We start from the raw sequence: 25,486 nt of genomic DNA, 5'->3' as shown, positions 1-25,486 counted from the left end.
TGCCATATATCCTGTTTTTGTCTGATTTTTACTCGATAAACCCTAAAAAGCTGCTAGTGTTAAATCTCTATTAAATCTTTTTTAGGGCTTGCACTACTTGCCATAATTTGGCTAATTTGATAAGTATTTATACTTGATCAATTGATTTGATCGCAAATTAGCAAATTAGGTTAAGTCTTCAGAAATTCTTGCATATACTGATTGACTAATTCAGGCTGTTCTTGCTGCACCCAATGGCCACAATTAGGAATGTACTTGATTTGAAAGTCGCGGACAAATGCTGCGGTGTCGTAGGTTAACTCCTTGCCGAGTGCGGTATCATTTTCTCCCCAAATCATGAGTGTTGGCACTTCCAGAACGCCCCAACTTGGATTTAACATTCTCTGTTGAAAAATATTGCGGTAGTAGTTCAACATTGCTGTGAGGGCACCGCGTTTTGCCGCAGCATCTTTATAAGCGTCAATATCCGCTTTAGTAAAAGCACTCTTGTTAACTGCTGTACCTTTAAAAATTGTTTCAATTGCTTGGTAGTCTGAAGATTGTAAAAGTAATTCTGGCATCCACGGTATTTGAAAGAGGAAGATGTAGTAACTACGTTGCAACTGTTGGAAAGTGCGTAATCCTTGGGCAAATTTAGCAGGATGAGGTAGGTTAAGAATAATTAATTGCTCTAGCATTTCTGGGTGAGTATATGCAAACTTCCAAGCGATCGCACCTCCCCAATCATGACCAACTAATACACATTTTTGGTATCCTGATCCTTTAATTACTCCTTCAACATCTCTGATAAACTCAGCCATGACATAAGCTGATTGCTCTGTTGGTTTATCACTATCGTTGTAGCCGCGCAAGTCAATGGCGACTACTTTAAAATTTTGGGCAAATTCTGGTATTTGATGCCGCCAAGAGTACCAAAACTCAGGAAACCCATGCAACATCAACATTAAGGGGCCTTCACCTTGGGTAACGTAATGTAGTTTTACCCCATTGGTAGTTATATATTCGTGTTTCCAATGTTCGATTACAGACATATATTGTGTTTTTTGTTGGTGATATTCATCATTTGTAATATTCTTGATCAAAGCATCTATTAAAAGATAGTTTTAATATGGCAATTCTCCTTTAGATAGATATTGGTAAGAAATTGCCGATATTCTGACTGATTTTTGGTGAATCCGAATTTGCTAGTAGCGATCGCACCTAATATCCATGATTAGGTATTCCAGGAATATCTGCAAGACTCACCCGCATGGCTGAAGTGGGGAATAGTCGATATAATTTAGCCTTAAAAAAGATTTCTTAAGGGAAAAGACGCGTGGAATCTCAATTCTCAGTACAAGAGGTAATTAAAACTCTCAAACAGGATTTACCGACACTTTTTGAAAAAGATATTTCTTATGACATTTATACACAAGATATCTATTTTAAAGACCCAGTAAATACATTCAAATACAAATTTAACTATCGCATTATATTTTGGACTTTGCGATTTCACGCTCGGCTATTTTTTACCCAAATTTACTTTGATGTGCATGAGGTTTATCAGTCAGATGAAGATACAATATTAGCCAAGTGGACAGTGCGGGGAGTGTTGCGTGTTCCTTGGAAAGCAGGGTTGCTTTTTAATGGCTATTCAACGTATAAATTTAATCAAGATAATTTGATATACGAGCATATCGACACATGGGATCGTAAACCTAGGGAGATTTTACGGCAGTTTTGGCAAAGGGAAGAGATAGCTAATTAGATATTGGAAAAATGACCCTTACTTTTAACTCAGACATTTATAGCCACTTACTGTCTCAACATCAGCCTCGGATTATCAGGGTGTTGAGCCGACCTCAAAAATACCGTAGGGAGGGCAGTTAAACTAATAATGTTTTCCCACCAATTGGTTGATGATATAAAGTCATCAGCTGGCTAGCATTTAAAGTTTCTACGGCATAAGCTTTTCCTGTTAAGTCGCTGAATTCTACTTCAAAAACTCCAGGTTCATATTCTTCTACAATCGTTCCTACTTGACCGCGATACAATCCCAATTCTGGTAAGTCTTCGGTTATGGCAACCACATCTAATAATTTCATTGGTATTACCTCATTGCTTAGATTACATAACAGGTGACTAGGCGGGGGAAGCCTTCATTATTACGCACTATCCAAACGCTTTGAATAATTGCTTGTTTATCTGAACGATTCAGAGGAAAATCAATGATATATTTTTGACCGTATGGATTACTTTTACCAGGGATAGCATCATAATTTGCTACTGCTTGTAAAAGGATCGCTTGTAATTCTTCTGCATCATCTAAATTTAAGTCTAGTGCAGATTTAAATACACGGGCTTTGTGTTTTCCCTCTGAATGTTCTGGGTTGAGACAGTAACCCGCGATTTTATCTATTTCAACGATGGCGCATTCAGGGTTAGGAAGTTTCATAATACGTTGGCTACAACCTTTGACTCACCCATACTGCAATTCAACAGTTAAATAAAAATCAAATAGTCTCAAACTAGGGATAAAATTTAGAGATAGGATCTTTAGTTTTATATAATACGCCCTACTTTAAAAAGACTAAGATTTCACCGCCGGATACTGTTTCAACACCTGCTTTAAATATTGTCCAGTATAAGACCTAGGATTTTTTGCAACTTCCTCTGGTGTACCCACAGCAATCAATTCTCCACCTTTATCGCCACCTTCTGGCCCTAAATCTATCACCCAATCAGAACAACGGATTACATCTAAGTTGTGTTCAATTACTAATATTGAATTGCCTTTATCTACCAATCTTTGCAAGACATCTAATAATTTATGGACATCGTAAAAAGATAACCCTGTTGTCGGTTCATCTATTAAATACAATGTCTTACCTGTGGCGCGGCGAGATAACTCGGTTGCTAATTTTACCCGTTGCGCTTCCCCACCTGATAAGGTAGTCGCAGGTTGTCCTAGTTGGACATAACCCAAGCCAACATCAAATAAAGTTTGCAAACGCGCGATCGCTTTGGGGATATTCTGAAAGAAGTCTAAACTCTCCTCTACTGTCATTCTCAGAACATCAGAGATTGATTTATCTTTATACTTCACCTGCAAAGTCTCGCGGTTGTATCTTGCACCTTTACAAATTTCGCATTGCACGTAAACATCCGGGAGAAAGTTCATTTCAATCACATTCACACCCTGGCCGCTACAAGCTTCGCAACGTCCACCTTTAACGTTGAAGGAAAATTGTCCAGGTTTGTAGCCTCTAGCTTTAGCTTCGACTGTTTGGGAAAATACATCCCGAATGGCATCAAAAATTCCTGTGTAAGTTGCAGGGTTGGAACGTGGTGTACGTCCAATGGGAGATTGATCGATCACGATCGCTTTATCAATCGCGTTTAATCCCTGAATTTTATCCAAATGTCTTGGTAAGGGAACTTTCTTTGTTAAATGGTGTTGTAGAGATGGATACAGTAACTCGTTAATTAGGGTAGATTTGCCAGAACCAGACACACCAGTAATGGAGACAAGTTTACCTAATGGAATGTCTACATCTATATTTTGTAAATTGTTGCGATGGGCATTTTTAATTCCCAAACTGCGCCCATTTCCTTCTCGGCGTTCTGCTGGTGTGGTAATTACTTGCCTTCCTGATAAATAAGCACCAGTTAAAGAATCCTCTGCTGCTAATAACGCCTGAAAATCACCTTGGGCAACGATATTTCCGCCGTGAATTCCTGCACCAGGGCCAATATCAACTATATAGTTAGCTGCACGAATTGTTTCTTCATCGTGTTCAACGACAATTAATGTATTACCCAAATCGCGCAATTTCGTTAAAGTTTTGAGCAATCTACCATTATCTCGTTGATGCAAACCAATACTCGGTTCATCTAAGACGTAAAGAACTCCTGTTAATCCAGAACCAATTTGTGTTGCTAGACGAATTCGTTGGGCTTCGCCACCAGAAAGGGTCATGGCGGGACGGTCAAGGGTGAGGTAATCTAAACCGACATCTAACAAAAATTGCAATCTAGCTTTGATTTCTCTCAATACTAAATCAGCAATTTGTAACTGGCGATCGCTCAACTGAAATTGCTCAATTCTCTCCCGACAATCCCGAATTGATACGGTAGTCAAATCTAAAATTCCATATTGTCCCAACTTTACCGCCAAGGCTTCCGGTTTTAACCGTTTTCCTTGACAAACTTCACACGGTTGGTCAATTAAATACTGCTCTAATTTTTGCTTAACTAATTCTGAACCACCCTCATATTGCCGTTGCAAAATTGGAATCGCACCTTTAAAACTCTGCTTTCTTTGTGCTTCTGCGGCTCGTTCATCTTTCTCGCCATACAAAATAATTTGTTGCTGTTCTTCTGTCAGCTTGCCCCAATTTGTCTGTAACTCAAACCCATAAAGCTGTCCCACGCTATAAAGTAATTCTAGATAATAAGAATTATCTTTTTCTGACCAAGGCGCGATCGCAGCATAAACTGGCGCTTCCCAGTCGGGTACAATCAAGTCGGGCGCAAATCTCCTTAATGTCCCGATTCCATGACAGTGCGGACAAGCACCATAAGGTGAGTTAAACGAGAACAATCGCGGTGATAGTTCCTCCATTACCGCGCCATGTTCTGGACAGGCAAAATTTTCCGAAAATACTAATTCTTCTTCTTTTTCTTGTCCGTCGTCACCAAGCAAAGTCACCAGAATGGCTGCAATCCCACCCGATTGTTTGAGACACGTAGACAGAGAATCAACCAAACGCTCCTGAATATCGGCCTTTTTCACCAAGCGGTCAATTACCACTTCGATGGTGTGGGTAAAATTTTTATCCAATTCAATGGAATCTGACAGTTCGCGGATTTCGCCATTGATTCGCACGCGAACAAAACCAAGGGAAGCCAGACTTGACAAAAGCTTACGGTGTGTGCCTTTCTTCCCCCGAACAACGGGTGCAAGGATTTGGAAGCGGGTGCGGTCTGGTAATTCCATAATGCGATCGCACATCTCATCGATTGTCTGGGGTGCAATACAGCGATCGCATATCGGACAATGGGGTTCACCAGCCCGACCAAATAACAGCCGTAAATAGTCGTAAATCTCTGTCACCGTCCCCACCGTGGAACGGGGGTTATGAGAGGTTGATTTTTGATCGATGGAAATTGCTGGACTTAAGCCTTCAATGGCTTCCACATCCGGCTTATCCAGTTGTCCGAGAAATTGCCGTGCGTAGGCGCTGAGGGATTCGACATAGCGGCGTTGTCCTTCAGCAAAAATGGTGTCAAATGCTAGGGAAGACTTACCAGAACCAGAAACGCCAGTGAATACGATTAAGCGATCGCGTGGCAATTCCAAGTCAATATTTTTCAGATTATGCTGCCTAGCGCCCCGAATCCGAATGGTATTCTGGCTGTTGTGGCTGGGGTAGGGAAGATGTCCGTTCAAGGATGCTGCTAGCTGTTGGTCTGACATATTGGGCGACAAAGAGGGAGTTTCCCATGAAACAGTCCTTAATAATACTATCTTTAATCCGTTTATAGTATAGTTATTGTTCCAGATTCATTCCGTAGACATTATTCTCTCTAGAACAGATTACCCAAGCTTTGGACTTGTCAGTGGAAGAAGTGCTAATACGGTTACGATCGGAATCCCCCACTTTTAGCGACCCCCTTTTTAACCTTATAAAATATTGAATTGCTCCAAAAGTGTGTCAACACTAGCATTGTGATCCAGGAAAGAAAACAAATGCCAGTAGCGAAGTTTTCCATCTTTATCTAAGATAAACTGTGCTGGTAAAGGCGCTCCTAGTGCTTGCCCTACTTGGTAAGTACGAAATACTCGACAACTTGGGTCACTTAACAACGGCATTTTTAAGCCTAAATCTCTCACAACAATTTGACTCTGCCGTTCATCAGTACTAGTAACCATCAAAACTTCAACACCACGATCTTTAAATTGTTTGTAGTTCTCATTTAAAGCTTTGATGTGAGGAAAACAAAAGGGGCAATATTGTTTTTCAGTAAAGATGCGAGTCAAGGCGAGTAAAACTGGTTGTTTGCCTTTATAATCAGACAATTTCACTAAAGTTCCGTTAGTAATATCTGGCAGTTGAAAGTCTGGTGTTCCCACTCCCAACCTGAGTTGATTCCTAGCTGGAACTGGTAAAAAATTGCGGAAGAATCGCTTATTTAATAAGCCACTAAAATCAGTTGAAGTCAGCATAAGACAATTTTGGATTTTGGATTGTCACAGAGCTATTTGATAAGCTTTTAGATACTTTATCTATGGGGATGATTTTTAATAAAAATTACTTAAATAACTATTTTAGGACTGACGCACTTGTGACAATAAACTAAGCCTTTGCGATTACTTCGCTTCGCTCGTAATGACGTAAAATCGTAGTCTGTATGTAATACCGTTTCTTTGTGAAGCTGCATATATTTACCCCCCGATGTGTTGGGGGGACTTATTATGTGGATCTTCATAAAGAACTGGTATAAGTCCTGTATTTTATGAAAGAACCACAGATAGATACGGAGGTTGACATTGTTTAATGTATATCTCTGTTTATCTGTGGTTTTTATTGATTTTGCTCTCAACTCCAAACAGAATAGATTAGAGTTTGCTAGAACCGAGGAAATTAGACAGCAGAGAAGTAAACTTTAGACTTCACTGGATCGGGATTCATTGTCTTGTCACCAGGTTTCCAACCAGCTGGGCAAACTTCATCGGGGTGAGACTGAACATACTGAATTGCTTGTAATGTCCGCAGGGTTTCATCAACGCTGCGACCAAAAGCTAGGTTGTTGATGGTAGCGTGCTGTATGATACCATCTTTATCGATGATGAACAGACCACGTAAAGCAATACCTGCTGCTGGATCAAGAACATTGTAGGCGGCGCTAATCTCTTTCTTGATGTCGGAGACTAGAGGATAATTCAGGTCGCCAACGCCACCAGATTTCCGATCTGTTTGAATCCAAGCGAGGTGCGAGAATTCACTATCAACTGAAGCCCCAAGGACTTCTGTATTGATTTTCTTGAATTCTTCGTAGCGATCGCTAAATGCTGTGATTTCAGTGGGACAAACAAAGGTAAAGTCTAGTGGGTAGAAAAACAGGACGACATACTTACCGCGATAATCGGAAAGTTTGATTGTCTTAAATTCCTGATCTACCACAGCCGTTGCTGTGAAATCGGGAGCTTGTTGACCAACGCGGAGGCTTCCTTCGGTTCCGTAAGTAAGGGACATTAACCTAATTCTCCTTTATCGGTTTAGTAGCGTTTAAATTCGGGTCAGGTAAAACTTACCCGTCCACGCTCTCACAGTTTAATTACGATCTGTTACGACTATATCATACTCATAACGATTTTGAGTAGCCAATGCCTGATTTAGATACAAGAGAATGGTTGCTTACCAATGGCTTAGGAAGTTTTGCCAGTGGTACAGTTTCTGATGTTCGCACGCGCACTTATCACGGTTGGTTGTTTACCGCGACAAACCCTCCTTGTGGGCGGACTCTGCTATTTTCGCACCTAGACGCTAGCTTAGAACTGTCTGGGCGCGTTGTAGCGTTAGGGACAAATGTTTGGGGGAACGATCAGATTGAACTGACAGGCTATAAACTGCTGCGCTGTTTTGATATTAACCCAGTTCCCAAATGGACTTGGGGTCAGGATAACTGGCAGTTAACCAGACAATTGATGATGCCTTATGGTTGGGAAGGGAGTGGGGAGTGGGGAATTGGGAGTAGGCAAGAGGGAGCAGATGGGAGGAGCTTATCCTCTACCCCACGCCCCATGCCCCATGCCCAATGCCCCATGCCCAATACCCCCGCCCAATTTTGCCATCGAATTTTGATCCAATATCGCTATGACGGAAGTGATACAGCAATTTTACGGCTGCGACTGCTGATTGCAGAACGCAATCTTCATCGCCAGCAAACTGCTATTCCCGGATTACAATTCTCAGAATTGCTTGGGCAACAACAAGTTTGTCTACAAGCAAAAAATTCTGGGCATTTCGGTATACCTTGGTACTTGCGCTGGACACAAGGAAATTATCAACCAGATGCATTTTGGTATTGGAATTATGGATTGTCTGAGGAGACAAAACGGGGATTAGGCGACAAGGAAGACCTCTATAGTCCTGGTTACTTGATAGTTACACTGCAACCAGGAGATACAGTGACTCTAGAAGCACGAGTAGGTTTTCCCGACTCAATGACAGGCATTCTCACCTCCGAAACCTTTGCAGAAGCCGTGGAGATAGAGCAAGAAAGACTCTCCCAGATTTTTGGATGGAGTGCTGGAGGCAAAGGAGTAATAAAAAATCTATCCGCACTCCCCAATGCCCCATACCCAATACCCCATGCCCAATCTCCAATCTGGCAACAACTACTCAAAGCAAGCGATCAGTTTATCGTTTATCGAGCCTCAATTGCAGGCCCCACAGTCATTGCTGGTTATCAGTGGTTTAATAATCGAGGACGCGATACATTAATCGCCTTACCTGGGTTGGCACTAGTTCCACAGCGCTTTGATTTGGCAAAAGGAGTATTGCGAACTTTTGGGCATTACTGTCGCCACGGCTTGATTCCTAATGCTTTTCCTGATAACGATGACGAACCAGTTTATAACAGTATCGATGCGGCACTGTGGTGGATTGAAACTTTAGGACTTTATTTGGAAGCTACCCAAGACTGGGAGTTTTTGGCAGAGCAATTCTCTGTAGTCCAACAAATCCACAAAGCCTTTGTTGGCGGTACACGCTACAATATCCAGGTTGATGCTATTGATGGACTAATTAGTTGGGATGCTCGTGGCGTAGCTCTCACTTGGATGGATGTGGTAATTGGAGCATACCCTGTCACTCCGCGTCACGGGAAGCCAGTAGAAATCAATGCGCTGTGGTATTCAGCTTTATGTTGGCTGAGTCAGTGGGCAGAACGATTGAGTAACCTGAAGTTTGGCGATCCAGTGCGTCTTGGCAAGCAAGCACAGCGTTATACTCTGCAAGCACAACAAGTTAAAACCTCGCTGCAAAAGTTCTGGAATCCTCAGCTAGGTTATTTATATGACACCATTGAACCGGACGATCGCCGGAATTTTCAAATTCGTCCCAATGCTGTTTTAGCACTCTCGCTCCATCATTGTGGGTTTTCTGAACAGCAAGGGTGTCAGACACTAGATTTGGCAACTGCCAGTTTGCTTACCCCTTATGGTCTTCGCAGTCTCGATCCAGGAGATCCCGAATACAAAGGGAGATATGAGGGTAATCAAGAGCAACGCGATCGCGCCTATCATCAAGGAACTATTTGGGCTTGGCTAGTTGGCCCTTATATTCGGGCTTGGCGACGCTTTTACCCACAGCGATCGCTACCTTTTGATTGGCAACCTCTTCTAGATCACTTCTCTTCTGAGGCTTGTATTGGTTCTATTTCTGAGATTTTTGATGGCGATGCACCTCACACACCCAGAGGAGCGATCGCTCAAGCTTGGTCAGTTGCTGAGGTAATCCGCCACGTACAAAAATAATTCGTAATTATATATTTAATTTTGCATTACTACTTAACAACAAATAAAATCACTCTGGAAACCTACTCACTCTGCATTTCAAAATTATTATAAACCTTGACATTAACATTGATGTCAAGGTTTACCGTGAGAGAGTCCTTGTTAATTGATCTCTCATGCTCTACCCCCAACGTTTGGGCCAATTCACCAGAGAACACGCAGATACTTTAGCAGCTCTTTTGTGTGGCTTACTGCTATTTCTCGGATGGTTCGCTTTGCATCTCGGCTGGTTGGGATTAGCGTTCCTACTCCTACCGGCTGCTTACGTGATTGGTGGTTACGAAAGTGCGCGGGAAGGATTAACTACCCTTTTCAAAGAAAAGGAACTCGATGTCGATTTGCTGATGATTGTGGCGGCGATTGGTGCTGCTAGCCTCGGCTTATGGCGGCGAGAATATCATCTAATTATTGATGGGGCAATTTTGATTCTGATCTTTGCCATCAGTGGCGCACTAGAAGGCTATGCAATGGCGCGAACTGAGCGCAGTATCCGCAGTTTGATGAGTTTGACACCAGATACAGCAAGAGTTCTGCTTCAGGGAAAAGAAGAGGAAATTCCTATCAGTCAGTTAAAAGTGGGTGATGAGATTGTCGTCAAACCCGGAGAACTAATTCCTACTGATGGGATAATTTTATCTGGTTACAGCACCCTCAATCAAGCTGCGATTACAGGCGAGTCTTTACCTGTAGAGAAAACAGTGGGTGCAGAAGTATTTGCCGGCACACTCAACGGCTATGGGGCATTGCAAATTAAGGTACACAAACCAGCCCAAAGTAGTTTGATTCAGAGGGTGATTCGCTTAGTAGAACAGGCGCAGACAGAAGCACCGCCTTCGCAAGAGTTTATCGATCGCTTTGAAAAGGGATATGCCAAAGTCATTGTAGTAGCCGGGATATTGTTGGCAACTTTACCGCCATTCCTTTGGGGTTGGGATTGGGAAACTACCATTTATCGGGCGCTTACTTTTTTGGTGGTTGCTTCTCCCTGTGCGCTGATGGCTGCAATTATGCCCACACTGCTTTCAGGGATTGCCAATGGTGCAAGACAGGGGATTTTGTTTAAGAATGGGGCGCAATTGGAGAAGATTGGCAAAGTGAGAGCGATCGCATTTGATAAAACTGGTACTCTGACAACAGGACAGTTGCAGGTATTCAAAATAATATCAGTTAGTGAATACACCAAATCAGATGTATTAAAAGCCGCCGCTAGCGTGGAATCCTATTCAGAACATCCCATCGGTAAGGCAATTGTGGAGGCGGCTGGTGAAACAGTTCGAGTCTTGGCGGTTCCCGTCGAGTCGAAACTGTTGAACCCGAAGGGTGATTTGGATTTGGTTGGTGCAATCCAAGTGCAAGCAATACCAGGACAGGGAATTGTGGGAATTGCTCAAGAACAACAGATAATTGTGGGCAATGCCGTTTTTGTACAACGGTATGTGACAAATTTACCTGAAGAATTGCGAAAAATAGCTCAATCTTTGGAAAAAGAAGGTAAAACTGTGGTATGGGTAGCGAAGAACCCCACCCCCAACCTCTCCCCGCTAGCAGGGAGGGGAGCCGGATTTGAGGTGATGGGTGTAATTGCGATCGCAGATGAAGTAAGATCGCAAGCAGCCGCAACCATTACCCGGTTAAAGAAGCTGGGAGTTGAACAAATTGTTATGTTAACTGGAGATAATGAAGAAACTGCTCACAGTGTCGCCAAAGTAGTCGGAATCGATCGGGTTTATGCTCAACTTCTACCAGAAGATAAGCTAGATGTGATTCGCCGTCTACAGCAACAATATCAAACTGTCGCAATGGTGGGAGACGGAATTAATGATGCACCAGCTTTAGCCCAAGCATCTGTGGGTATAGCGATGGGAATATCTGGTAGTGATGTGGCATTGGAAACCGCAGATATAGTATTGATGGCAGACAAATTAGAAAAAATTGCCGTAGCAATGCATTTGGGTAGGCGATCGCAATTCATAGTCAAACAGAATATAGTCGTAGCGTTGGGTTTTATTATGTTGCTTTTGGTGGGCAACTTTCTCGGAAGTATTAACCTACCCATTGGCGTAATTGGCCATGAAGGTTCTACAGTCTTAGTTACCCTCAGTGGTTTGAGATTGCTGAATTGACACTCCCCGCACTAAAGTGACAGGGATTCTACATTCATAGACTCGCCGTTAGACGACAGGCTTGCGCCAATCGCCCAAGAGGGCAAATCTCCTGTAGCGTAAATTCCGGTATGCCCAAACTTCACGGAGTCCTAAAGGACTCAGCTAGCCTTCATCCCTTGCCTGAAGTACGGAATACGCAACTACGTTGCTGTTCCTCAAGGGTTTTCGGCATATTCCTTATAAAGCACTTTCTCTAACTGTCTAATCCGCTCTATTTGTAGCAGATTCCAGTCATCTTCAGAATAGGGCGTGGTGAACCAGGCATCTAATATTTCTTTAGCGATCGCTTCTGTAGTTGCCCGTAAACTTAATACAAGGACATTCGCGTGATTCCAAATACGCGCCCCGCGTGCAGTTTCAGCATCATGGCACAAAGCTGCACGTATCCCTGAAACTTTGTTGGCAGCAATAGATGCACCAGTACCAGTCCAACAAAAGACAATCCCCTCATCTACTTTCTGGGTTGCTACCGCCAAAGCAACTTTACTACAGCTGAGGGGCCAATCAACTTCTAAATCATTCTCGGCTAGAGAACCACAGGTTATAACTTCATGGCCACGCTGTTTAAGTTCTTGGAGTACTCTGTCAGTAAGGTTGGTGCGTTCATCACTGCCAATAGCGATTTTCATAACTGTTTGATTCTTGACCAAGTTACTTTTATCAGCATACGCGAAGCCTTTGCTTAAATTCTTTGAGGGATGATAATGTAGCCTGTGGTGCGATCGCCTAATACTAAGTTACGGTGTTCTCCCCAATACCACCAGTATGCAGCAACGTAAGCGCAAATTAGGCTATCTAGTTGGTCTTCGGTTGCTTTGAGGGCTGCGCCTGTGGTGGGGATTTCAAGAGGGAACGAACCGCAGAGGCGCAGAGGAGGAGAGAAGGAGGGGAGAATATCTAGAAGATAATTTTGGAGTTTGATTAGTTCTAGGCGGCGTTCGCTGAGTCGTCCTTTTTTGTATTTGAGGATGCGTTCTAGGTTGAATAGGTTAACGATTGCTGGGTGGGGGAAGACTTCTATTTGATATCTGCTGAGTTTTTGCGGTTCGATGGTGGGGGCGTGGGCAAAACCGCGTGATTCTAATTCTAAACCAAAGTTGATGGTGCGATCGGCGAAGGGTAGGTTTTGATTTGCTGGGTAGCAACCCGCATGATATTTACCAAAGTATTTGTGACTGAGTTTGTCGGGGAGGCGACTCCCGGTAGCGTTGGGGATGAGAGTAGGCGCATCTACGGCGATGATGGCTGGTTCCTCTGGTTGGACGCTGGAATCGATCCAAGTAAGGATGTCTGCAATGGCTTCTTTGCGGTTTAATTCAAGTAATTGCAGTTGCCCATCTATCCATTCTAAACAGCATAGTCCACTTGGTTGCGATCGCCAGCCTAAATCAATGCCAATAAACTTCATTGTCATAACACGAGTTTGCGATTATTTTCGCACTTTCGGGCAACCATTTACCTAAATTTACTTGCTAAAAATCGGGGAAAATAATCTTATAATCTTAAAAAGATTGTCTTAATTTATTTTATCTGGCAATAAATTAATCAAGATTATTCCAATGCAGATTTTATTTTTACATCCCAATTTTCCCTCGCAATTTCGCAACCTTGCGACAGTTTTAGGTAGAGATCCTAATTGCAAAGTCGTCTTTGGGACAAATCGTCGTGAAGGAGAAATACCTGGCGTTTATAAGGCCCTTTACACTCCTTCTCGTGAAGCGGCTCCCCAAACCCACCATTATGTTCGCAGTCTGGAAAATGCCGTTCTTACGGCACAGGCTGTCTATCGGGTATCAGAAAAATTAAAATCTGAGGGTTTCTTTCCAGATATAGTCTACGGCCATTCTGGTTGGGGGCCAACTTTATTTATGAAAGATGTTTTTCCCAAAGCAGAATTATTATGTTATTTCGAGTGGTTTTATCACGCTCATGGCTCAGATGCAGATTTTGATCCTAATGAACCACTAAATGCTGATGATGAATGTCGCATCCGCGTGAAAAATACGCCGATTTTGACTGATTTATATAGCTGCGATCGCGGTCTTTCTCCAACCCATTGGCAGTGTCAGCAGTTTCCTAAAGAATATCATAGCAAACTCACTGTCATTCATGATGGTGTTGATACCAATTATTTTGTTCCCAAACCAGGCGCAAAGTTAGTTTTACCAAGAATAAATCTTGACCTTTCCCATGTAGAAGAGTTGGTAACTTATGTGGGGCGAGGGATGGAACCTTATAGAGGTTTTCCCCAGTTTATGGAAACAGTGGCGCTAATTCAACAGCGAAGACCTAAGTGCCATGTAGTAGTTGTGGGAGAAGATAGGGTGGCTTATGGAAAGAATCTTCCCGATGGTCAGACTTATAAAAAATTAATGCTAGAAAAATTAAAATCATCTTTGGATTTATCGAGGCTTCACTTTACAGATAGGCTACCTTACAACGAATACCTTCAGGTTTTGCAAGCTTCTTCTGCTCATATTTATTTAACCCGTCCTTTTGTTTTATCCTGGTCAATGTTAGAAGTAATGGCAGCAGGATGTTTACTAATAGCTTCTAGAACTGCGCCAGTATTGGAGGTCGTTCAGGATGGAGTAAATGGACTACTGGTAGATTTCTTTTCTCCACAGAATATTGCTAATCGTATTGAAGAGGCGCTAAATAATCCTCAAGAAATGAATGCCATTCGTGCGAATGCGCGAGAGACAATTATAAAGCATTATGATTTAGCAAAACTGTTACCACAGCATTTACAATGGATGTTCGCTGGCAAAAATTCTCAGAGTTTGAAAAATCGCCTAAGCCCTAAAGGATTTGGCAGAAATTGAATGATTCTTTGGGGTTGAGTTTCCCGAAATTTTGGGTAAATTGAAGTTTTTTAATTGGTCAAAAGCAATAAAGCAAGGATATTTACAAATAATAAATTAATAGACTCAATGCGAATTATTTTTACCATTGCCCATTTTTTCAAACCTAGCAGCGATGGCCGTCATGCTTCCCAACGCAAAGACCCACAACCCCGATTACAGGCGTTAACTAAAAGCCTTACCACCTTACACGAATTATTTGGTAAATCTCAAAGGATCATTAATATTGCTCAACGAATAGCTTTCCCTGCTAACCAACCCCAGTCCCACGAAATAGATATTGTTATTTGCACAACTAAAGATAATCATCTTCTGAATCAGCTTTCCTTGCCATCCCATTTATATCAGCATCATTCTACTAATGTAGAACCTATGCTTTTAGGGTTTGAATGTCAAGCTGTTCTGCAAAGTTTTCTCGGTCAGTATGATTACTACTGCTTTCTAGAAGACGATCTAATTATTTATGACCCTTGGTTTTTTATAAAATTAAACTGGTTTACCCAACAAACCAGTGATTTAAATTTGCTCCAGCCAAATCGTTACGAAGTTTCCCCTTATGGTTTGGTTCATAAAGCTTATATTGATGGCGATTTGGCTTTCAGAGTAACTGCTTCCTTTCAAAATGTACAGGAGCAACAGGAACTCAAGGGTGCAATTATGAACTTACCAATTACCTTTCATCGTGCCCTCAACCCTCACGCTGGCTGCTACTTTTTGAATGCAAATCAAATGACTCAATGGGCTAATCAATCTTATTTTCTTGACAGAGATATTAGTTTTATTGGCCCTCTAGAAAGTGCTGCTACTTTGGGGATTATGAAGACATTCAAGATTTACAAAACTTCACCAGAGCAAGCAAGTTTTTTAGAGATTCAGCACTTTGGCACAGGTTTTCTGGGGCTAATTGGAGGACAGGTAGGTTTAGCAGAGAGGTAAATTTTATTTTAAAGTTTATCAAGTACCAAATGTAGGGGCAATTTATGAATTGCCCCTACAGAACTGAGATTAACTGCAATATTATTTAGATAGGGAATAAGTGCGTAGCCAATGCACTCTGCTAAACGTGGTGGTACAGCATTTCCAATTTGCCATATAGCCTTTTTCATAGAACCTTCAAAAATAAAGGAATCTGGAAATGTCTGCAATCTTGCCATTTCACGAGCGGAAATAACCCGGTTTAAATATGGGTGAATATGAGTACCACCATGATTTTCTTTAACAGTCATACTTGGTTTGCCAGGATATTGACGCTTGAAAGCATCCACATATTTTGTATATAAAGAACCACCAGGAGGAACTTTAGCAATTCGTTCCATATACTCAGGTGAATGCTTAGTCCATACATGGTTAATCTCTGGAATTGGGGTATATGCTGGTAAATCAGAAATAGCTGACTCAATAGGTTTATATTCTTTGGGTAATAACTGAGCTTTGGGATAAGGGTTTGGCATTCCAAATCTGTTAGCAATAAAGATGACTCTTGGGCGAATTTGTGGAACTCCATAAGCAGCAGATTCCAGAATTGCTATAGATATATGAGGATAGCCAATAGATTCAAAAGCTTCAATAATTGCTTGCTTCACATTCCCGTTTTGAATTGTCAGAATTCCTGGTACATTTTCCATTACTACATACCAGGGACGTATTTCTGATACAACTCGCACAAACTCATAAAATAACCGATTTCGAGGGTCTTTAGGGTCGCGTTTCCCTGCTACAGAAAAGCCTTGACATGGTGGCCCACCAACAACAAGATGTATCTCAGGTGAACCGATTTTTTGTATTAAATCTTGGGAAGAAAATTGTTCGATGTTACCACAAAAATGATGACTATGTGGAAAATTTCTTTGATGAGTTGCAGAAGCAATTGGATTGATTTCAACACTAGCTAATGGTTTAAATCCAGCTTGAACTAGACCTTGGGTTATTCCTCCGGCTCCGCAGAATAAATCTATAAAGGTGTATTGAGATGATGATATTGATACTGAATCAACATCAATATATACCTTATATGGATCTGGATCATTTTTCTCTAATTCTCGTTGGATACGTTCATAACGTCCTAACTTAGGTTTCTTTTGTTTTTTAGGAGGTTCTCGATCATCTTCGTTAGAAAAAAAAGAAAGTTGTGTTTCTTGCATTTGATACAATATATCAAATTAAGCTTAATTAGGATATATTGTAAACTATAAGTTTAGTTTTGGTGAATTATGATTAATCCGATCGCTATTTATCAAAACACATTCATTAGCGATCGCAAAAAGACCTTGATTTTCAGGTAGGGGTATTACCCCGCCAGCGTTTAATTTTGTGTAAGTCCTATGAACATTATTGAGGTTTTGATGTTTAAATTAGAACCATAATAAAAAGCAAAGTTCAGGCGAAGCTCTTATGCTGACATTTACCCAACTTAAACCACCTAATCACAATGCTGTAGTCACCTTAACTCTGGCGCTGACAGCAGAAGAACGTACCCGTAGTCGTCATCGCTTTGAAACGGAAGACGGTAAAGTTGTGTTTTTACATTTACCCAGAGGAACTGTTTTACACGATGGCGATATTATTCAAGAAGAAACCCATAGCAGTTTAATCAGAATTACTGCTAAACCAGAAATAGTGCTGACGGCCTTTGCCCAAACACCACTTTTATTACTACGGGCAGCATACCATTTAGGAAATCGTCATGTACCTGTAGAAATTACTCCAACTTATTTACGCCTGTCGTCAGATTCAGTTTTACGCACGATGTTGGAACAACTGGGGTTAGAAGTTAAAGAGGAAATTTTACCGTTTCAGCCAGAATTAGGAGCTTATGGACAACACCATCATACTCACTGATAGCCATCTTTTGAGTATTTTGCAGTTAGCTAGCCCTGCTTTGCCTGTGGGAGCATATAGCTATTCTGAAGGCTTGGAAATGCTGGTGGAAAATGGTACGATCGCTAGCCACACAAATCTCAAAGATTGGTTAAAAGCAGAGTTGCTGTATGGGGCAATTCGCTTAGAAGCGGCGGTGATGGTACGATCGCAGCAATCGGCAAAAATGAATGATGTAGAGTCGCTATGCCGTTGGAATCTCTGGTTATCCGCTGCAAGGGAAACAGAAGAATTACGCGCCTCTAGTTGGCAGATGGGGCGATCGCTGATCCAATTACTTGGTAAACTAGAACCGCAAACTATACCTATTGCCGATGCTGTCGGTAATCCTTGCAATTATGCGATCGCTTTTGGTATTGCCGTTGCCCATTGGCAAATTAGCATCAAAGCCGCATTACTCGGATATCTGCATAGTTGGGCAAGTAATTTGATTACTGCTGGCGTGAAACTTATTCCCCTTGGACAAACCGCAGGACAGAGGTTATTGCTAGATTTGCAACCATTATTTAGCACTGCGGCGTTACAAATTCTCGCGTTGGAAGATGATGAACTCGCCTGTTGTAGTTGGGGTTTGTCGCTGGCGAGTATGCAGCATGAAACACAGTATACAAGGTTGTTTAGGAGTTAGGAGTTAGGAGTTAGGAGTTTGGAGTTATGAATGCATTTAGAGTGGGAGTTGCTGGCCCGGTGGGTTCGGGGAAGACGGCTTTGGTGGATGCTTTATGTAAGGGATTACGCGAGCATTATCAGATTGCGGTAGTGACGAATGATATTTATACTCAAGAGGATGCTCAGTTTTTAGTACGTTCTCAGGCATTGGATAGCGATCGCATTTTGGGTGTAGAGACTGGTGGTTGTCCTCATACTGCTATCCGCGAAGATGCTTCGATGAATTTGGCGGCAATTGAACAATTAGAAGAACGTTTTATCGATTTGAATTTAGTGTTTTTAGAAAGTGGTGGCGATAATTTGGCTGCTACTTTTAGTCCCGAATTGGTGGATTTAACAATTTACGTCATTGATGTTGCCGCTGGTGATAAAATTCCTCGCAAAGGTGGCCCCGGTATTACCAAGTCTGATTTGTTGGTAATTAACAAAATTGATTTAGCACCTTATGTCGGTGCAGATTTAAGCGTGATGGAACGAGATGCTAAAAAAATGCGTGGGGATAAACCTTTTATTTTTACTAATTTGAAAACTCAGTCTGGACTTCCAGATGTAATTAACTTTGTTTGCACAAATATCTGTTAAAGCCGGAGAACCCCACCATAACCCTCCCCTTTACAAGGGGAGGGAACCAGATTTAATTTCTTATTTCCCCCCAATACATTGGGGGAATTAAGGGGTGTAACACGCCCTGGTTCTAATGTTGACTATAAAGCCCTCAGATGACGACTTCGCACCCGTTCAGCACTACCAGTAGGAATTGCAGCAATTAATTTTTGCGTGTATTCCTCTTTAGGTTCCAAGTAAATGCTTTCGGCTGTGCCTTCTTCAACAATTTGACCGCGATTCATGACTAAAATGCGATCGCTCATAAATTTAACCACACTTAAATCGTGAGAAATAAAGATATAAGTAAGCTGAAAATCTGACTGTAATTCTTTAAGGAGATTTAATACCTGCGCCTGTACTGAAACATCCAGCGCCGAAACTGATTCATCGCAGATGATAAACTTAGGATTCAATGCCAAAGAACGAGCTATACAAATCCGTTGGCGTTGACCACCAGAAAACTGATGCGGATAGAAGTTAATCGCATCTGCATTCAACCCCACCCGTTCTAAAAGTTCGGCTACTCGCTGCCTTCGTTGTTGCTTAGTCTTACCAACGGTGTGAATTAACAACGGTTCCATCACCGCGTCCCCAATCTTCATCCGTGGGTCAAGGGAACTAAAAGGATTTTGAAAAACTATTTGCATTTCCCGCCGCAGTTTTTGCAACCGTTCTCCCTTGAGGCTAGTAATATCTTGTTTTTCAAAGATAATCTGACCACTCATCGGTTCAATCAAGCGCAGCAAGGTTCTACCAAGGGTGGTTTTCCCGCAACCAGATTCTCCCACCAAACCTAGTGTTTCCCCTGGTTTGACATCAAAAGAAACGCCATTCACTGCCATATTGTAGCGTTTTGTCCCACCAAATACCCCGCGCACCGGAAAACCAACTTTCAGGTTGCGGATTTGCAGCAGGGGTTCCTTTTTATCGAAGTTTGCCAATCTTGCAGCAATCTCTTCTGTGGTGACTTCTGTAGGTTGTGCGGGTTCTTTCGGCTGAATTACTACTAGTCCCGTTGCTGTCTCTTCTGCACTCATGTAGTCAGAAACGGTGAGTAATTTTTGGGGACGGCGGTTGAGTGTGGGGCGACAAGCTATCAAACCTTTAGTATATGGATGCTGGGGAGTGCTGAAAATTTGCCGAGAAGTACCAGATTCGACAACTTTGCCTTTATACATCACCGCTACTTCGTCAGCAATTTCCGAAATTAACCCCAAATCGTGGGTGATGAAAATCATTGCCATGTCACGACTTTGTTGCAATTCTCGCAATAACTCCAAAATAGTCGCTTGCACCGTCACATCTAAAGCTGTGGTTGGTTCATCGGCAATTAAGATTAATGGGTTGCAAGAAATTGCCATTGCAATCATCACCCGTTGCAACTGACCCCCAGAAAGTTCATGAGGGTAGCGTTCCAGCATGGCTTCTTTGTGTTCTTTAAGCAACCGTGCTAATTTTGATGGTTCTGGTTTTGATGAAGTTTCGGTATACTGCTGCTGGATCTCCTCATCACTAGGTAAAAGTTTAACTTCTTGCAAACCTGCGATCGCAATTTGTCGTGCTTGGGCTGCTGACACATTTTGATGCCGCATAATTGCTTCTATTAGCTGAAATCCAATGTTATAGACTGGATTCAGCGAACTCATCGGTTCTTGAAAAATCATGGCGATGTCGCCACCCCGGTGTAACTGCATTTGTTCAGGAGGCAATTTAACCAAATCGATTGCTTTGCCATTCTCCTGCGGACGAAACCAGATTTCACCGCCAGTAACTATACCGGGAGTTTGCAACAAACCCATCACAGCTAAGGCTGTCACCGATTTACCACTCCCCGATTCTCCTACTATTCCTAGAGTTTCACCTCGATGCAGCCCAAAGGAAATACCATCCAAAGCTCTGTTAATGTTTCCATCACCGGGAAATTCAACTTGGAGATTGCGAACCTCTAGGACAGTTTCTCTCATAGGAGTTGGGTATGAATATTATCTTAAAATTATTTGGATTTTAACAATAGTTCTGATGTATATGTAAGTAAATTTGGTTTTTACACTTCTTGGCAGTTTTTCACATACTTCCACAATATACACGCATTTGCGATATAGAACTGCTTGCAATTTCTGCAAATTGCGATCGGCTCATGGTATCCTCTCTTTTCAGAGTTCCAGTCTTTACATAGCACTATATAACTACAGAAAGTTGCCACCACAGACAAAACAGCCAGGAGAGCAAATCCGTAAATTGATTAAGGAACGTCGCCAGTCTGCAATCCTAAGTTAGGCACTTCCAAGGAATTAATTATCCAAAATCTCAAACTGCTACTTGACACTATACTGTCTGGACGGTACTTTATATTTATAAACCGTCCAGACGGTATTTTAGTAGTAGATACTTGAATCCAATCTCTATCAATCTTGGATTGAGAATATTATGTTTACCATTGCAAATCCCTTTGCTAATCAAACTACTTTCAGTTGTTATAGCAATTCGTTGCTGTCTCAAAATTTGCAGGTTCGACGTGCTACAGATTTGTTGGATGAAACTTTACACTGGATGATTACATCCCACCGATTTTCAAACAGAGCAAGCAGTCCCAATAAATCTAATCCTAGCCTTGCTGCCCCACAGATGAAGCAATGAGAGAAGATATTGACAATCTCGTTGCCAGATAAACTGTGTTCACCGGACAATTTAACTAGTTCCATCATTCAAGCTCTATGACTGCTACCAAAAAAACAAAATCTACATCTGTCACCCGTAATGCATTGCTAGAAGCAGCAGGGCGAGTGATGGTAGCACATGGTTCAAAGGCATTGACATTGGAGGCAGTTGCCCGCGAAGCAGGTGTCAGTAAAGGTGGATTACTTTACCATTTTCCCAACAAAGAAGCCTTGATTGCTGGGATGTTGCAACAGCTAATTGATCAAAAGGCAGTATCACTCTCGCATGAATTGGAGCAAGATGATGCACCGAATACACCAGGACATTGGCTCAGAGCCTATATCCGATCGCATGGAAAGTTTGATGGTCACTCTAGTGCAATTCAATTTAGTTTGCTAGCAGCAGTTGCTGAAAATCCAGAATTACTTAAGCCAGCTCAAGAAAACTTTGCTGATTGGCAACGGCAAATTGAAGCAAGTGGACTCGATCCAGCGATCGCAACTGTAATTTATCTAGCGATCAATGGTCTATCCTTTGTCCACCTCTTTGGTCTTGGAGTCCCGGAGGAGTCTTTGCAAAAGCAGGTAATTGAAACTCTGCTGAAACTGGCGCGAGAGTAATTCGTAATTAAGACAGTTTTAAAAAGGCTTGATTTGGGCGCTTTCCTAAGAAGTCGTTTGAAAAGTTCTTGTGATACTAATCGAATGATTACCCCCCTTAATCCCCCCTTGTAAAGGGGGGAAACAAGGAAATCCGGTATAAAGGGGGAAACAGGGAAATCCGGTTCCCTCCCCAATATATCGGGGAGGGTTAGGGTGGGGTAAAAGAATATTTGATACATAAATCATGACTTTTCAAACATCCTCTAAGAGGGTGTTTGCGTCTAGAGATTTTTGTCATAGCTGTGTTGATTACATCTGGAGTCAGCGCGATTGCTCTACCCCTGACTCCGTAATTACACAACAGATTTTTGATAGTCGATGATGTACCAGATCGTAACAGCATCCGACTCAGTTCAACCTGCAATTTTTTACACAATGAAGGAGATTTTTATGACTGCCGTTTTACAATTCTTACCGACCGATTCACAATTCCTACTCAGTCCTTTTTCTTGGTTGGCTAAAATGCGTCGAGAAGCGCCTGTTTTCTACGACAGAGAGCATCAATGTTGGATGGTGTTTCGCTATGACGACGTGGCACGGGTATTAAGCGAATGGAAAACCTTTTCATCTAAAGTTCCGCAACCCCCCGAACAAAAAGATTTCACTCAGTCTTTGGTCTCCACCGATCCGCCTAAACATAAATCACTGCGCTCAATAGTACAGAAGGTATTTACTGAAAATCGAGTTGAAGCATTGGCTCCTCGGATTACCGAACTTACTCACGAGTTGTTGGAGCAAATGAAGCAACACAAACAGGTCGATTTAGTACACGCTTTCGCAATTCCGCTGCCGATAATCGTGATTGCAGAAATTCTCGGTATACCCTTTCAAGATCGGGAAGATTTCAAACGCTGGTCAGACGGGATCATAGCTAGAGATCAAACTGATATTAAAGATATGGCTGACTATTTCCGCCAATTACTGAATGAGCGGCAAAAGCATCCAAAGAAAGACTTAATTAGTGATTTAATTACGGCTTATGAAGGGGGAGAAAAGTTGACCGCACAGGAACTCGTTGATTTTTGCATGATCCTCTTGGTAGCTGGTAATGAAACTACAACTAATTTAATTACAAATAGCATTTGGTGTCTGCATGAGTATCCCGATGAAAACCAACGATTACGGAATGACTTGTCTATATTACCGACTGCAATTGAAGAAGTACTGCGTTATCGCTCCCCGATTACTTACTTACAACGATACACCCAAGTAGAAACCCAAATTGGAGACCAGATAATTCCTCAAGGGCAACTTGTGCGGCTATGGATAAGTTCTGCCAATCGAGATGAACTTAAGTTTGAGAATGGCGATCGCTTGATCATTGATCGAGAACCTAATAAACATCTTGCCTTTGGTAATGGAATTCATTTCTGTTTGGGCGCACCTTTAGCTCGACTAGAAGCCAAGATTGCGCTGAAAGCTTTGCTGGAAGAATTTCCTAACCTTAGCGTTGACTCAAAATTGCCTCTTAAACCAATTCCAACACTGTTGGTACATGGACTGGAAAGCTTGAGTGTTCTGTTATAGAAATATTCGATTCATTAAGTAGGAGTAAATAAAATGAAAAATCAAAATTGGAACGCAAAAAATATTCCGAGTCAAAAAGGAAGAGTAGCAATTGTAACGGGTTCGAGTAGCGGCATCGGTTATGAAACAGCGCGGGTTTTAGCTAATAAACAAGCGTCTGTAATCATTGCGGTTCGCAATTTGGACAAAGGAAACAAGGCATTGGCAAAAATTCTTCAACAGAATCAAGATGCTGATGTAAAGGTGATGCAACTTGATTTGGCAAATTTAGCATCAGTTAAAAATTTCGCTGAAAACTTTCAGAAAAATTATTTGCATCTGGATTTATTGATTAATAATGCGGGTGTGATGATTCCGCCGTATTCAAAAACGACAGACGGTTTTGAATTGCAGTTCGGCACTAATCATCTCGGACATTTTGCTTTGACGGGACAGCTTTTGCAACTTTTGATCGGCACGGAAGGCTCACGAATTGTCAATCTTTCCAGCGGCGCACATATTATGGGCAAGATAGATTTCGATGATTTGAATTGGGAAAAGAGAAGTTATGACAAATGGAAAGCCTACGGCGACAGCAAACTTGCCAACCTTTACTTTACCTACGAACTCGACCGAAAACTAAAAGATAATGGTATCAACATACTTGTAACCGCCTCGCATCCAGGCTGGACGGCAACCGAATTGCAGAGAACTTGGGGCATTATGGAATATCTCAGCAGCATCTTTGCTCAAGATATCACGATGGGCGCATTACCAACCTTGCGGGCGGCAATCGAAGCAGACTTGAAAGGCGCGGAACATTTCGGCCCCAATGGGTTTATGACGATGCGCGGCTATCCAATAAAAGCCGAAACGAACGAATTATCCAAAGACAAAGCGATCGCTAAAAAACTATGGGTTGTATCGGAAAAACTAACCGATGTGAAATTTGAATTTAAGAAAAAGATTTCCTCATCTTCGGGTTGACTCAACCCAGATTCTTAAACCAATTTCAACACTGTTGGTAAATGGACTGGAAAGCTTGAGTGTTCTGTTATAGGAATAGTTGAAATGGGCGTAGGCGTAGCCCAACCCAGGCATCGCTTCTCATGAATAGGAGAGAAGCGATCGCTCAACTAGCAACTTTAGAAGGGGATATCATCTGGATCTGGTTCTTGCTCTTTCACTGCTGGATAAGTGGTTCGCTCGTAATTTGTGGGTTGGGGTACGGGTTCGTAACTTGGCGCTGGGGTAGGTGCTGGACGTGCTGACTCGTAAGTGGGAACATCTTTCTGTGGAGGACGAGATGCTGAAGATGTTTGTCGGGGAGCAGTTTCAGTGAATGATGGAGTTATGTTTGCTGAAGGCAATGGATCGGTATTAAAACTACCTCCAACAGGTTGAATTTGTTGCACCGTCAATTCAGCGCGTTTTTCTTTAAAACCTTCCATCGGAACAGTATTCATGCCTAAACGCCCTACTAGGATGACGCGATCGCCTTGGTGGTAGTTTTGCTGAATTTCTGTCGCTAAATTCCCCCAGCCGACAACTTTTAGGGTGGCTGGCGGATCTTCTGGTTTCAAGGAATTGGGAAACTGCACCAGCATCTCCGTAACTCCCAAATTATCGGCTGTGTAGCGGAGTTGCGGCTCGTTGATAATTTCCGCCATTAAAACGCAACTATTCATTAAAATTACTCCTAACTGCAAAAAGTACTGATTCCAAAACAGGGATTTTTCTATGTAGTGCCAATTAATATCTAGATATGTGTAATTGTTTGCATTTTTTAATAATGCCTAGTTTTTAGTTATTTCTAGCATAAAAGCCAAGCGATCGCTTTGAACAGCATTAAATATACCGCCCGCCACTCTCGCTTGACTAAATTGAGCATTCAATTCTGCAATGAGTAGTATAAGT

Annotated in this window: 23 protein-coding genes; 12 read left to right on the top strand and 11 right to left on the bottom strand. The window is 42.0% G+C overall.

Annotated elements, in window-relative coordinates; genetic code table 11:
- Nucleotides 1-170 precede the first annotated feature (170 nt).
- Nucleotides 171-1,031: an alpha/beta fold hydrolase gene (locus GTQ43_RS06960; RefSeq protein ID WP_265271842.1), complete on the bottom strand. Its 861-nt coding sequence runs from the start codon at nt 1,029-1,031 to the stop codon at nt 171-173.
- A 284-nt stretch (nt 1,032-1,315) separates the two neighbouring features.
- On the opposite strand from GTQ43_RS06960, the gene GTQ43_RS06955 reads away from it, so the two are divergent.
- Entirely contained in the window at nt 1,316-1,747 is a 432-nt protein-coding gene (locus tag GTQ43_RS06955) for a DUF2358 domain-containing protein (RefSeq protein ID WP_265271840.1), read from the top strand.
- Between the two features lie 118 nt (nt 1,748-1,865).
- On the opposite strand, the gene GTQ43_RS06950 is transcribed toward GTQ43_RS06955, so the two are convergent.
- The 5 genes from GTQ43_RS06950 to GTQ43_RS06930 form a co-directional block, all read right to left on the bottom strand.
- On the bottom strand, nt 1,866-2,084 hold the full coding sequence (locus GTQ43_RS06950; RefSeq protein WP_265271838.1) for a DUF4926 domain-containing protein: 219 nt from the start codon (nt 2,082-2,084) through the stop codon (nt 1,866-1,868).
- Between the two features lie 17 nt (nt 2,085-2,101).
- Entirely contained in the window at nt 2,102-2,434 is a 333-nt protein-coding gene (locus GTQ43_RS06945) for a DUF6883 domain-containing protein (protein ID WP_265271836.1), read from the bottom strand.
- A gap of 135 nt (nt 2,435-2,569) precedes the next feature.
- Nucleotides 2,570-5,458 carry an excinuclease ABC subunit UvrA gene (gene uvrA, locus GTQ43_RS06940; protein ID WP_265271834.1) on the bottom strand — a complete coding sequence of 963 codons (2,889 nt, stop codon included), beginning with the start codon at nt 5,456-5,458 and terminating at the stop codon, nt 2,570-2,572.
- Between the two features lie 207 nt (nt 5,459-5,665).
- Nucleotides 5,666-6,208 (bottom strand): peroxiredoxin family protein, encoded by a 543-nt coding sequence (locus GTQ43_RS06935; RefSeq protein WP_265271832.1) that lies wholly within the window; start codon nt 6,206-6,208, stop codon nt 5,666-5,668.
- 418 nt (nt 6,209-6,626) lie between these two features.
- Nucleotides 6,627-7,238: a peroxiredoxin gene (locus GTQ43_RS06930; RefSeq protein ID WP_265271830.1), complete on the bottom strand. Its 612-nt coding sequence runs from the start codon at nt 7,236-7,238 to the stop codon at nt 6,627-6,629.
- 131 nt (nt 7,239-7,369) lie between these two features.
- Here GTQ43_RS06930 and GTQ43_RS06925 point away from each other — a divergent pair, with 131 nt between their 5' ends.
- Nucleotides 7,370-9,523: an amylo-alpha-1,6-glucosidase gene (locus GTQ43_RS06925; protein WP_265271828.1), complete on the top strand. Its 2,154-nt coding sequence runs from the start codon at nt 7,370-7,372 to the stop codon at nt 9,521-9,523.
- Between the two features lie 155 nt (nt 9,524-9,678).
- The gene (locus GTQ43_RS06920; RefSeq protein WP_265271826.1) at nt 9,679-11,685 is read left to right on the top strand and encodes a heavy metal translocating P-type ATPase; all 2,007 of its coding nucleotides are present in this window, start codon (nt 9,679-9,681) and stop codon (nt 11,683-11,685) included.
- Nucleotides 11,686-11,882: 197 nt separating this feature from the next.
- Here GTQ43_RS06920 and GTQ43_RS06915 read toward each other — a convergent pair whose 3' ends face one another.
- Together GTQ43_RS06915 and GTQ43_RS06910 are read right to left on the bottom strand one after the other, a co-directional pair.
- On the bottom strand, nt 11,883-12,356 hold the full coding sequence (locus GTQ43_RS06915) for an RpiB/LacA/LacB family sugar-phosphate isomerase (RefSeq protein ID WP_265271825.1): 474 nt from the start codon (nt 12,354-12,356) through the stop codon (nt 11,883-11,885).
- A gap of 53 nt (nt 12,357-12,409) precedes the next feature.
- A complete protein-coding gene (locus GTQ43_RS06910; RefSeq protein WP_265273688.1) occupies nt 12,410-13,135 on the bottom strand; it encodes a DUF429 domain-containing protein in 726 nt (241 codons plus the stop codon).
- A 151-nt stretch (nt 13,136-13,286) separates the two neighbouring features.
- On the opposite strand from GTQ43_RS06910, the gene GTQ43_RS06905 reads away from it, so the two are divergent.
- Together GTQ43_RS06905 and GTQ43_RS06900 are read left to right on the top strand one after the other, a co-directional pair.
- A complete protein-coding gene (locus GTQ43_RS06905) occupies nt 13,287-14,552 on the top strand; it encodes a glycosyltransferase family 4 protein (RefSeq protein WP_265271823.1) in 1,266 nt (421 codons plus the stop codon).
- Nucleotides 14,553-14,660: 108 nt separating this feature from the next.
- A complete protein-coding gene (locus tag GTQ43_RS06900) occupies nt 14,661-15,527 on the top strand; it encodes a calcium-binding protein (RefSeq protein WP_265271821.1) in 867 nt (288 codons plus the stop codon).
- An 8-nt stretch (nt 15,528-15,535) separates the two neighbouring features.
- On the opposite strand, the gene GTQ43_RS06895 is transcribed toward GTQ43_RS06900, so the two are convergent.
- Entirely contained in the window at nt 15,536-16,732 is a 1,197-nt protein-coding gene (locus GTQ43_RS06895; RefSeq protein WP_265271819.1) for a DNA cytosine methyltransferase, read from the bottom strand.
- A gap of 250 nt (nt 16,733-16,982) precedes the next feature.
- Here GTQ43_RS06895 and ureE point away from each other — a divergent pair, with 250 nt between their 5' ends.
- Genes ureE through ureG form a run of 3 tightly spaced genes read left to right on the top strand, consistent with a single transcriptional unit; the run spans nt 16,983 to nt 18,719 of the window.
- A complete protein-coding gene (ureE, locus tag GTQ43_RS06890) occupies nt 16,983-17,429 on the top strand; it encodes an urease accessory protein UreE (RefSeq protein ID WP_265271817.1) in 447 nt (148 codons plus the stop codon).
- Nucleotides 17,404-18,096: an urease accessory protein UreF gene (locus tag GTQ43_RS06885; protein ID WP_265271813.1), complete on the top strand. Its 693-nt coding sequence runs from the start codon at nt 17,404-17,406 to the stop codon at nt 18,094-18,096. Before ureE ends, GTQ43_RS06885 begins: the two co-directional genes overlap by 26 nt.
- Before the next feature lie 26 nt (nt 18,097-18,122).
- The gene (ureG, locus tag GTQ43_RS06880; protein ID WP_265271810.1) at nt 18,123-18,719 is read left to right on the top strand and encodes an urease accessory protein UreG; all 597 of its coding nucleotides are present in this window, start codon (nt 18,123-18,125) and stop codon (nt 18,717-18,719) included.
- 122 nt (nt 18,720-18,841) lie between these two features.
- On the opposite strand, the gene GTQ43_RS06875 is transcribed toward ureG, so the two are convergent.
- Nucleotides 18,842-20,707, bottom strand: a complete 1,866-nt coding sequence (locus tag GTQ43_RS06875) for an ABC transporter ATP-binding protein (protein WP_265271808.1) — start codon at nt 20,705-20,707, stop codon at nt 18,842-18,844.
- A gap of 463 nt (nt 20,708-21,170) precedes the next feature.
- Between GTQ43_RS06875 and GTQ43_RS06870 the strand changes: the two genes are divergently transcribed.
- From GTQ43_RS06870 to GTQ43_RS06855, 4 genes are all read left to right on the top strand, one after another.
- Nucleotides 21,171-21,380 (top strand): hypothetical protein, encoded by a 210-nt coding sequence (locus tag GTQ43_RS06870; RefSeq protein ID WP_265271806.1) that lies wholly within the window; start codon nt 21,171-21,173, stop codon nt 21,378-21,380.
- A 77-nt stretch (nt 21,381-21,457) separates the two neighbouring features.
- On the top strand, nt 21,458-22,021 hold the full coding sequence (locus tag GTQ43_RS06865; protein ID WP_265271804.1) for a TetR/AcrR family transcriptional regulator: 564 nt from the start codon (nt 21,458-21,460) through the stop codon (nt 22,019-22,021).
- A gap of 432 nt (nt 22,022-22,453) precedes the next feature.
- Nucleotides 22,454-23,590, top strand: coding sequence for a cytochrome P450 (locus GTQ43_RS06860; RefSeq protein WP_265271801.1), 1,137 nt, complete (start codon nt 22,454-22,456; stop codon nt 23,588-23,590).
- Nucleotides 23,591-23,623: 33 nt separating this feature from the next.
- On the top strand, nt 23,624-24,556 hold the full coding sequence (locus GTQ43_RS06855) for an SDR family NAD(P)-dependent oxidoreductase (protein WP_265271799.1): 933 nt from the start codon (nt 23,624-23,626) through the stop codon (nt 24,554-24,556).
- Between the two features lie 158 nt (nt 24,557-24,714).
- On the opposite strand, the gene GTQ43_RS06850 is transcribed toward GTQ43_RS06855, so the two are convergent.
- Entirely contained in the window at nt 24,715-25,257 is a 543-nt protein-coding gene (locus GTQ43_RS06850; protein WP_265271797.1) for a single-stranded DNA-binding protein, read from the bottom strand.
- Nucleotides 25,258-25,486 lie beyond the last annotated feature (229 nt).

It is taken from the genome of Nostoc sp. KVJ3 (assembly GCF_026127265.1).
In the GTDB taxonomy this organism is placed as follows: domain Bacteria; phylum Cyanobacteriota; class Cyanobacteriia; order Cyanobacteriales; family Nostocaceae; genus Nostoc.
This window is presented reverse-complemented; position numbering and strand designations above follow the sequence as displayed.